General features: G+C 50.5%; 9 protein-coding genes and 1 pseudogene. 4 read left to right on the top strand and 6 right to left on the bottom strand.

The window, feature by feature from the left end; all coding sequences use genetic code 11:
- Positions 1 to 215: 215 nt before the first annotated feature.
- Both BOW51_RS04230 and BOW51_RS04225 read left to right on the top strand, forming a co-directional pair.
- A complete protein-coding gene (locus BOW51_RS04230; protein WP_078476591.1) occupies positions 216 to 953 on the top strand; it encodes a hypothetical protein in 738 nt (245 codons plus the stop codon).
- Between the two features lie 2 nt (positions 954 to 955).
- A complete protein-coding gene (locus BOW51_RS04225; protein ID WP_078476590.1) occupies positions 956 to 1,894 on the top strand; it encodes a hypothetical protein in 939 nt (312 codons plus the stop codon).
- On the opposite strand, the gene BOW51_RS04220 is transcribed toward BOW51_RS04225, so the two are convergent.
- Positions 1,880 to 2,137 (bottom strand): acyl carrier protein, encoded by a 258-nt coding sequence (locus tag BOW51_RS04220; RefSeq protein ID WP_078476589.1) that lies wholly within the window; start codon positions 2,135 to 2,137, stop codon positions 1,880 to 1,882. The genes BOW51_RS04225 and BOW51_RS04220 overlap by 15 nt on opposite strands.
- Positions 2,138 to 2,244: 107 nt before the next feature.
- On the opposite strand from BOW51_RS04220, the gene dusA reads away from it, so the two are divergent.
- The gene (gene dusA / locus BOW51_RS04215) at positions 2,245 to 3,222 is read left to right on the top strand and encodes a tRNA dihydrouridine(20/20a) synthase DusA (protein WP_078476588.1); all 978 of its coding nucleotides are present in this window, start codon (positions 2,245 to 2,247) and stop codon (positions 3,220 to 3,222) included.
- Positions 3,223 to 3,231: 9 nt separating this feature from the next.
- Here the strand turns inward: dusA and BOW51_RS04210 are convergent, their stop codons facing one another.
- Positions 3,232 to 4,788, bottom strand: coding sequence for a bifunctional aminoglycoside phosphotransferase/ATP-binding protein (locus BOW51_RS04210; protein ID WP_135568048.1), 1,557 nt, complete (start codon positions 4,786 to 4,788; stop codon positions 3,232 to 3,234).
- An 85-nt stretch (positions 4,789 to 4,873) separates the two neighbouring features.
- Here BOW51_RS04210 and BOW51_RS04205 point away from each other — a divergent pair, with 85 nt between their 5' ends.
- Entirely contained in the window at positions 4,874 to 5,089 is a 216-nt protein-coding gene (locus BOW51_RS04205) for a YgaP family membrane protein (protein ID WP_078476586.1), read from the top strand.
- 53 nt (positions 5,090 to 5,142) lie between these two features.
- Here BOW51_RS04205 and rimO read toward each other — a convergent pair whose 3' ends face one another.
- The 4 genes and pseudogenes from rimO to BOW51_RS04180 form a co-directional block, all read right to left on the bottom strand.
- Positions 5,143 to 6,474, bottom strand: a complete 1,332-nt coding sequence (gene rimO / locus BOW51_RS04200; RefSeq protein WP_078476585.1) for a 30S ribosomal protein S12 methylthiotransferase RimO — start codon at positions 6,472 to 6,474, stop codon at positions 5,143 to 5,145.
- Positions 6,475 to 6,480: 6 nt separating this feature from the next.
- Positions 6,481 to 7,059 (bottom strand): transglycosylase SLT domain-containing protein, encoded by a 579-nt coding sequence (locus BOW51_RS04195; RefSeq protein ID WP_078476592.1) that lies wholly within the window; start codon positions 7,057 to 7,059, stop codon positions 6,481 to 6,483.
- A gap of 65 nt (positions 7,060 to 7,124) precedes the next feature.
- Positions 7,125 to 7,970, bottom strand: a pseudogene (locus tag BOW51_RS11905) (esterase-like activity of phytase family protein).
- Between the two features lie 125 nt (positions 7,971 to 8,095).
- Positions 8,096 to 8,722, bottom strand: a complete 627-nt coding sequence (locus BOW51_RS04180; protein WP_078476582.1) for an L-threonylcarbamoyladenylate synthase — start codon at positions 8,720 to 8,722, stop codon at positions 8,096 to 8,098.
- Positions 8,723 to 9,191: the final 469 nt, after the last annotated feature.

The raw sequence follows: 9,191 nt of genomic DNA, 5'->3' as shown, positions 1-9,191 counted from the left end.
ATGATGAAACCGCAAGTCAATGAAGACATCCTGACGATCAGGTTCCCTGATGCGAAAGAGATCATCATGTCCAGGGATTTCCATGCCTACAATATGGCTGATAAATACAGGGAGATGCAATCCAGATCAGGCATGGATTTTAGTGCGAGCATCTCTCTTATTGAAAAATTACCAATCTTCATGGATGGTGAGGCACACAAGACAACAAGAAAAAAATGGCGCTTCTCGTTGCCTCAACTAAAAAGGAACAGGAAGAAGAAGCAAGAAATACGATTGACAAACTACTGCAGAGATTCTTCACGAGGCGCTGTGAATTTGATCTTGTGGCAGATTTTGCAAGGCCACTTTGGCACTCGGTTGCTACGACAATCAGCCAGTGCGGAGATGACTCTCAGGAGATTATCGACTCAATCCCATCCCTCTTCAGTCCTGTCTTATCAATCCGAAAACGTGAAATCATCAATAACAGGCTCTCTGAGATAATCACCAGGCGAGGCGAAGAGAATTTACTCAGGATTGCACTGGCGGCACTTGGAACCAGGCCATTTACAGGTTCACTGGCATTATCTCTGTATGATGCAGCCCTCCGAAACAATGCAGGAAAAGTATCTGCATTGGAATTAGGCCAGGGATACAGGAAAAGCAGTCTGACCTACGTCGACAGAATCAGCAAAACAGATGGCCGGATAGGCTCTTGTCAATTCAGTTCAGGCCAGAGGGTACGTTGCATCACGCAAAGCAGCGAATATACAGAAGAGCAAAATCTCTCGTCTTTATATGGATTTGGTGTACATGTCTGCCTTGGGCGTCCTATTTCACAATATATATTTGATTCTCTAAAGGAACAACTCAAGGATTACGGTTGTAGAATGACTCCTCTCTCGCTTGAAATGCAGGAAAACAGCGATCCTTTCACCATGCCTCTGCGTGCTATCGCTCGTATCGAGATTTAACCATGCGTATTCATAGCCGCGAACAACATTCTCCGGGGCAGCATATTTATCTGGAACAGCTTGCCAATAAACGGAACCGGACAGCTAAAGAAAGTTTCTTTCTGCTATCGGAATTAGCCACACAAGGCGTTCCTGAATTCAAAATACTTCATGACAGACTAGAGAAACGATATACACATCCCGATGCAAGGGCATTCATGGAAAAGCTGAGAGTTCAATGGAATGCGATTCAGGAAATAGACACTTTTCGGCAATGCCTTGGTGATCCGGAGCTGATGCGTGAACTCTATGAGCTCGATAAGCCATATTTCGAGAAATGTGACAAACACCCGGAAATTGCGCTCGTTCTCTTTACGACAATGTATAACAACTTCTATTTTTCAAACCTTTCCATGTTGTCGCTACTAAGACAACTCGGGGGCTCACTGCTATTCCTGAAGGATGCTTCTCACTTCAATTACCTTAACGGGATCCCTGGTTTCACAAACAATTTCTCCACCTCAATCTCTTCAATCGAAGCATTTCTGAAAAACAAAGGAATCGATGAGATTTTCATCACAGGATTCTCTTCGAGCGGCTTTGCATCATTACTCATGTCAAGCAGGATTCAGTGCTGTGGGTATCTTGGGTTTTCTATACGTTCAGACATATCTGAAGAATCCACACTGGCATCCGGCAAATTCATGACAGAGAAAATCAAGGCTCAACTTGACCCAGACATCCGTGTTGACATGGCTAAAATTCTCACTGAAAAAGAAGATGGAGTTAAGAGAAAAGTTATTTATGGATTAGATTCAGAAATAGACGTGGCCCATGCCAGGCACCTGGCTTCTGTTCCCGGAATGCATCTCTCTGAAATTGAGAACTGCGGGCACCTCACACCTGCTCCGTTACTGGTAAACAACCAGCTACTTGAAGAGTTCAAATCATTGATTTATTAATTCCAATATATATTCGGCAAATTCATCGAGCGTGGCGTCTCGTGGAAATTCGGCAACTTCCAGTTCCAGGTCAAGTTTCTCTTCAACATTCATTGCCATCATCAGGGTGTCAAGACTATCCAGCCTCAGCTCTTCAAATTTGACACTTCCCGGATGCGCATGATTCTTTAAATCAATGTCTGTACTGACTGTCAGATCATACAGTTCATCCAGAAGGGTCTTGAGAATCTCATCCTGTGTCATTCGTTTTCCTCATTAAATATAATCATAAATGACGTCCAACACGTCATAATCAGATACATTGTATAGAATTTCACTAGCAGCTAAATACTCTCAATACAGAATAATTAATGCCAAATAATATCAACAGATTATTTTCCGTCGCACCGATGCTCGACTGGTCAGACCGTCACTGCCGCTATTTTCACCGGCAGTTGACGCGTTGCGCCTTGCTCTACACAGAAATGATCACCACGGGCGCACTCTTGCATGGCGATGTAGATCGACACCTGCAATTCAATGCTGAAGAGCATCCCGTTGCCATTCAGCTCGGTGGCAGTGACCCGGCTGATCTTGCTGCCACCTCGAAACTTGTCGAATCGTGGGGCTATGATGAGATCAATCTCAATGCTGGCTGTCCTTCCGATCGCGTACAGAATGGCGCATTCGGCGCCTGCCTGATGGCTGAACCACAGCTTGTCGCGGATTGCATCAGGGCGATGCAGGAGAGTGTCTCGATCCCCGTTACCATCAAGCACCGAATTGGGATCGATGAACAGGACAGCTATGAAGAGCTGGTCAATTTTATTGGTACGGTAGCCGATAGCGGATGCAAAACCTTTATCATCCACGCACGCAAGGCGTGGCTTAAGGGACTCAGTCCGAAACAGAATCGCGAGATTCCGCCACTTAGTTACGAAAGTGTTTACCGGGTTAAAAAAGATTTTCCTGCTCTCGATGTCATCATCAATGGCGGCATTATGAATCTCGAAGAGAGCCGCACTCACCTGCAACATGTTGATGGCGTCATGATTGGTCGTGCTGCCTACCATACACCCTGGTTGCTATCACAAGTCGACAGCAGTCTGTACGGGCAGCAGGATCCGTGCACCTCACCGCGAGAAGCAGTCGAGGTGATGATTCCCTACGTAGAGAAACACCTTGCAGAAGGCGGCAAGGTGTCTCATGTTACACGCCACATGCTGGGACTCTTCAGCGGAATGCCAGGTGCACGCCGTTGGCGTCGAATACTCTCAGAAGGCGCCATTCGAGCTGATACGGATGCCTCTTTACTACTCACCGCCATGGACGCGGTCACTATTGATTAGCATGTCACTTTATAAGCGCGCGAGGTAATCGCCAGCATCAACGTCCGGTGGGGTGAGAATGATGGCATGTGCCTGCTCGCTCTCATCCAATGTATCTTGTGATTTCAGCTGCTGCCTGAGCACTTCAACATTCGCCTCTGCCGGGTCATCACCGCGTGCAAGACGCACCTCGACACGTTGCATCAGCTCATCCTCACTTGTCTCCATCCTCAAGATGTGAAAAGGCACATCAAGTCTCTCTGCCAAATCGGCAAAGGGTTTACGGTAATCCTGCTTCAGGAAAGTTGCATCTGCAACTGCACTGAATCCCGCCTTAAGTATCGTTTCACTCAACTGCAGCAGGCGCTGATAGGTCTTTTGCGACATCTCTCTTGTGTAAATACCAGTGTCGATGCCACTATTGCTGGACTCAAGCGCCGCAAGTCCGGCAAGACGCTTGCGCTCGACATCTGACGCAACTTGCACGGCACCAAGATGCGCAACAACCGCTCGCGCAACAACACTCTTGCCGGAACCCGAGGGCCCGCAGGTAATCATCAGGCGCGGCTGCTCATCAACAATATAAGATTCGGCAAGTGACAGGTATTCACGATACGCCTGCGTCACTGCTTCACGCTCTTCATCACTAATCTCCTGCGCGAGGCGGAATGCAGCAATCTTGGTACGCACCATGGCTCGGTAGACCTGGTAAAAACGCAGCAGCGCCAGCCCCTCGTAGTCGCCTGTATTGATCAGCCAGCTATTCAGAAAACGTGCTGACAGGTCACGATGCCCATTGCGATCAAGATCCATCATGAAGAAGGCAATCTCGTTGACCTTGTCGATCCAACTCAGGTTTGGATTAAACTCGATACCGTCAAAAATAATGAACCGGCCATCTTCCACGGCGATGTTACCGAGATGCATATCACCATGTCCCTCGGCGACAAAACCATTCTTAAGACGTGATGCCAACAGGGATTCATGACGCTGATGCTGCGCAACCGTCCAATTGTTCAACGCGTCGAGCCTGGCATGATCATCACTGTCATCGATCAGTTGACGTACCTGGTCGAAATTCTGCTGCATCGGGAACAGTACAGCCTCGGGAGAACCGAGCTCACCGCCCGTCCTGGCACTTGCTATCTCTTTTTGAAAATCTGCAACCTGGCGGGCAATCGCATCCATCGCCTCTTCTGAGAGCAGCTCCTGGTGATCTGCCAGCAGTGCATCAGCTGGAAACTCTCGCATCTCCACGGCGTATTCGATCACATCACACCCTGCGCCATCATCTGTAACCAGTTGCGGCGCATCGATACTGCCGCAGATCGGCGTCACACGCAGATAGACATCATCGGCAAGACGTCCATTCAGACGCAGCTCCTCCTCGCAGCAGAACTTGCGACGCTCCAGGGTTGAGAAGTCAAGAAAGCCGAGATCAAGCGGCTTTTTGATCTTCCACGCCTTGCCGTTTGCGACCAGGACGGTTGAAATATGGGTTTCGTAGCGCCGTGCGCCAAGCTGTTTTTCCAGTGCTGCAGTCAGCCCGGCGTGCTCTTCAAGGGTAGTAACCATCATCTCTGCCATGTTGACAACCCAGCGCAACTTACTGATACTTAACAGCGCTGAAGTGTATTAGTATTTATTAATGAATGAATTTGAGGTTTAAATTATGTCTATCGATCGTATTGTAATGGCTTTTGCCGGTACCGTGGTACTGATCAGTCTTGCCCTGGGTGCATCTGCCAGCCCGATTTTCCACAACGCCAATTGGCTGTGGCTCACCGCTTTTGTCGGTGCCAATATCCTGCAGTCTGCCTTCACAGGCTTCTGCCCTCTGGCGACGATCCTGAAAAAAATGGGTGCAAAGCCTGGTGCAGCATTCTAAATCGGACTCACTGATTTGAAATCATAACGGGTTGCCTGACGGCAGCCCGTTTTTTATTCCGTTATCGGAACAGCGTAGAGATCGTGCTCGCTCGCCGAGTTGATCTCAACCTCGACAAAATCCCCCGGTTCCAGTTCCCAGCCACCCTCGATCAGGACATTGCCGTCAATCTCCGGGGCATCGGCCTCGCTGCGAGCCACCACAAGTTCAGGATGCACCTCGTCAACCAGCACGATTTGCCTTGATCCAATTTTCCGTTGCAGCTTCTCCGCACTGATTCCGGCCTGCAACTCCATAAAACGCTGTAGGCGCTCCTCTTTCACTTCCTCCGGAACTGCCCCGGGTAATTCGTTTGCAGTAGCACCCTCAACCGGAGAGTATGTGAAACAGCCGACACGATCGAGCTGTGCCTCTCCGATAAAGTCGAGCAGTTGCTCAAAATCATCCTCTGTCTCACCGGGAAAACCGACAATAAAGGTGCTGCGCAGGGTCAAATCCGGACAAATTTCTCGCCAACGGGCAATTCTGTCGAGTACTTTCTCGGTGGCTGCCGGGCGCTTCATCGCCTTGAGAATTTTCTCACTGCCGTGCTGCAGCGGCATATCGAGATAAGGCAGTATGTGGCCTTCCGCCATCAGCGGAATCAGGTCGTCGACATGCGGATAGGGGTAGACATAGTGCAACCGGATCCATGCCTGCAAATCGCCAAGCTCACGTGCCAGGTCGCGAATGCGGGTCTGGATGATGCCGCCCTTCCATAACTCCGAGCGATATTTTGTATCTACACCATAGGCGCTGGTGTCCTGCGATACCACGAGCAGTTCGCGTACATCACCTTCTACAAGCGTCTGCGCCTCGCGTAACACATCGCCGATCGGGCGGCTGACAAGTTTGCCGCGCAGTGAAGGAATAATGCAGAAGCTGCAGCTGTGATTACAGCCTTCGGATATTTTCAGATAGGCATAGTGTTTCGGCGTCAGCTTGACACCCTGCGGTGGCACCAGGCTGCTGAAAGGATCATGCGGTGGCGGAAGATGTGTATGAATCTGCTCCATGACAGATTCGTATTCGTGCGGGCCCGTAATCGCCAATACATTCGGGTGAACTTCGCGGATCTCCTCATCACGCTTGCCGAGGCAGCCGGTGACAATGACCTTGCCATTCTCCTGCAGTGCCTCGCCTATGGTGTCGAGTGATTCCTGTACCGCGGCATCGATAAAACCGCAGGTGTTGACGACAACGATATCCGAATCGGCATAGTCTGATGCAAGTTCATAACCCTCGGCACGCAGCTGGGTGAGAATGCGTTCCGAGTCGACAAGGTTCTTTGGGCAGCCAAGACTGACAAAGCCGACCGTCGGGGCTGGGCCTGCTGGCGGATTCATCAGCAATTATCCACGACATTGTCTTAGTTGGGCACCATAGGTCCTGGCAGTACTATCAACCTTGTTTGCCACCGTTTTCAGCCAGCCTTTTTTCTTGTAAGAGCCGCGAGCATAACCACCCTGCCCTTCATGATAGGCGAGATACTGGTTATAGGCGTCCCATTTCGAAATACCGAGTTTGCGCTGACTGTTGTCTGTATACCAGCCTACAAAATCAATGGAATCAGCAAAGTCATCACGGTCGGCAAAGAAACTGCTGGTATCTTTCTTATAGGCGGCCCAGGTGCCATCCAGTGCCTGCGGGTAGCCATAGGCCGAGGAAGGCCTGCCACCAGGAATTACCCACAGAATCTTCTTTCTTGCCGGCTGGGCATCATGGCGAAAATGGGACTCTTGCTTGATTATCGCCATCATCACGTGAATCGGCGCGCCCCATTTATTGTTTGCATCTTTTGCGTCGTCGTACCAGTCATACTTCTGGTCGAATATCGAACAGATATTACTGGTATCACGCGGCGGTGTAGTCGAACAGCCGCCCACGGCCAGGCTGGCACCGAGTAGCAGCAAGAGAAAGGTGTTTCGCATCTGTCCTGCCTCTTCAAGAGTCATATTGAAATAATACAAGCGCCACGCAAAGATTGCATCCCGTGTTACTTCGTATCCAGCTCAATATAGTAGAGCAGTGTTCGTTGCAACGGGTTCTGGTTATCATCACTGACGATAAAAAAGCGCTTGCCCAGGTGGTGTGCAAGCCCCTCGAAATTATCCAGTATCCAGCCCTCTGAACTGGAAAGGCGAGCGATCTTCTCCACCACAAGCCGGTCTGCATCGATTCTTAACTGCTTCAGGCTGATCACAAGCGAGAAAAAAACACTATCCCAGGCACGTTCCATCGCCACAAGGGAGCCATCAGGCAGCGCCTCGAGTGCCGACATGGAGTTACCCCTCTCATTCTCCATCGTGTAATCCCATTACCCAGCACCTTTTATGCTGTAGAGCGCATTGATTTCACGTCCTTTCAGCGGCTTCTGCGGGATTAACACAACACCGAGCTTTTCATGCATGGCGACAGCTTCGAACATGTCATTCGGCTTGTGAAATTTTTTCTTTTTCGATAACTGTTTTGGCAAGCTGTAGCGATCCCGCTGAAAGCCATCCGAACGGTAGCGCACAATACGTGGTGAGCGCTCAAAACCGATTACGATCAGGGTGTCATCACGAATGCCATTGTCACCATGCAGTACAAATGCACTCTCTGCATCACGCCACTTGCCCTCCAGGGGCTTTCCTTTCAGGTCACGTAGCTGGTAGCTTGCAAGCCGCTCAATCTCAGCCAGTTGACTACGACTGTCGAAGCGCAACTGCAGGTGATGCAGCCAACCCCGGTCAGAAACAGCATAGAGCAGCCTGTTGTCGTTATCCCAGGCAAGTGCAGACAATCCTGATATCGGGCTTCCGTCATCCGCTTCATCATCCTGCTCGAATGCTGCCAGCACCCTGATTCCATCAGCACTATTTTCGCCGGTATAGGAAACAACCGGCCGTGAAATCACATCTGCATACAGCGGCGTGACACTTGCAAGGAGAAGCAGGCACAGGAATAAATGTGCCACGTGGGGGCTCAGCCAGCCTCGAACATAGCGGAGTCCCCAAGGCCGGTACGTGACACTCTCGGTGGTTCCTCATCCATGTGCACCACCGTGGTGGCATCAATTCCACAGTAGCCGCCGTCAATAATCAGGTCGACGGCATGCTCCAGTGTCTGACGCATATCGTAGGGATCGGTCAATGGGTCCTCTTCACCCGGCAGGATCAGGGTGGTACTCATCAGGGGCTCACCGAGCGAGTCGAGCAGATCAAGTGCTATGCGGTTGTCAGGGACTCGGATACCAATGGTTTTTCGCTTGGGATTCAGCAGGCGCTTTGGCACCTCTTTCGTCGCTGAGAAAATAAAGGTGTAGGGGCCAGGAATCAGGCTCTTGAGAGTACGGTATGAGGTGTTCGACACCTTGGCATAAGTTGCGATCTCGGAGAGGTCACGGCATACCAGGGTGAAATTATGATCTTTTCCGACACGACGAATCTGCACAATACGCTCCATTGCTTCCTTGTCTTCAAGGCGGCAACCAAGTGCATAACCGGAATCAGTCGGGTAGATGATAACTCCGCCTTCGCGCACGATTTCGGCGGTTTGACTGATAAGGCGCGCCTGCGGATTGTCGGGATGAATCTGAAAAAACTGTGACACTGCCGGATTCTCAATAGCATTTAATAATCTGGGAGGAAGCATACAGGGCATGACACCTTGTTGGTAGCAATCTATTATAATTCATCGCTCCATGACATCCATGTCCCGTGACCCACAGGGATGTGGGCCGTTCCTGCGCATCCTGCGCTCACGGCATTTGTGCATCCATGCACGGCAGGGATGTCGGTTATGCAGGAGCATTTACCGACCGGCGACCCACACGGACGTGGGGAGTGCAGGAGATTTCCGGGAGAAATCCCTGCCATACCGTACATCCTGTACATAAAAAACACCGGACAGGTTACCCCGCCCGGTGTTTTTATCAGCTAACTGCCAGTAATATTTACTGTGGGCAGTTACCAGTTGCTGCAGGCGCCTGAGGGGCAGCAGGAGCAGGTCCGTAAGGAGCTGGACCGTAGCCGTAAGGTGCGCCGTAGCGACCATTGTAGCTGTTGTAACGGTTGTCCCA

The sequence above is a fragment of the Solemya elarraichensis gill symbiont genome (assembly GCF_002021095.1).
In the GTDB taxonomy this organism is placed as follows: domain Bacteria; phylum Pseudomonadota; class Gammaproteobacteria; order Chromatiales; family Chromatiaceae.
The sequence above is the reverse complement of the archived record's forward strand: the minus strand, read 5'-3'. Positions and strand labels throughout refer to the sequence as shown.

Excerpts from the sequence above, each read along its gene's own strand:
- BOW51_RS04230 (WP_078476591.1), top strand. The coding sequence starts at position 216 with ATGGCGCTTCTCGTTGCCTCAACTAAAAAGGAACAGGAAGAAGAAGCA.
- BOW51_RS04225 (WP_078476590.1), top strand. The coding sequence starts at position 956 with ATGCGTATTCATAGCCGCGAACAACATTCTCCGGGGCAGCATATTTAT.
- BOW51_RS04220 (WP_078476589.1), bottom strand. The coding sequence starts at position 2,137 with ATGACACAGGATGAGATTCTCAAGACCCTTCTGGATGAACTGTATGAT.
- dusA (WP_078476588.1), top strand. The coding sequence starts at position 2,245 with ATGCCAAATAATATCAACAGATTATTTTCCGTCGCACCGATGCTCGAC.
- BOW51_RS04210 (WP_135568048.1), bottom strand. The coding sequence starts at position 4,788 with ATGGCAGAGATGATGGTTACTACCCTTGAAGAGCACGCCGGGCTGACT.
- BOW51_RS04205 (WP_078476586.1), top strand. The coding sequence starts at position 4,874 with ATGTCTATCGATCGTATTGTAATGGCTTTTGCCGGTACCGTGGTACTG.
- rimO (WP_078476585.1), bottom strand. The coding sequence starts at position 6,474 with ATGAATCCGCCAGCAGGCCCAGCCCCGACGGTCGGCTTTGTCAGTCTT.
- BOW51_RS04195 (WP_078476592.1), bottom strand. The coding sequence starts at position 7,059 with ATGCGAAACACCTTTCTCTTGCTGCTACTCGGTGCCAGCCTGGCCGTG.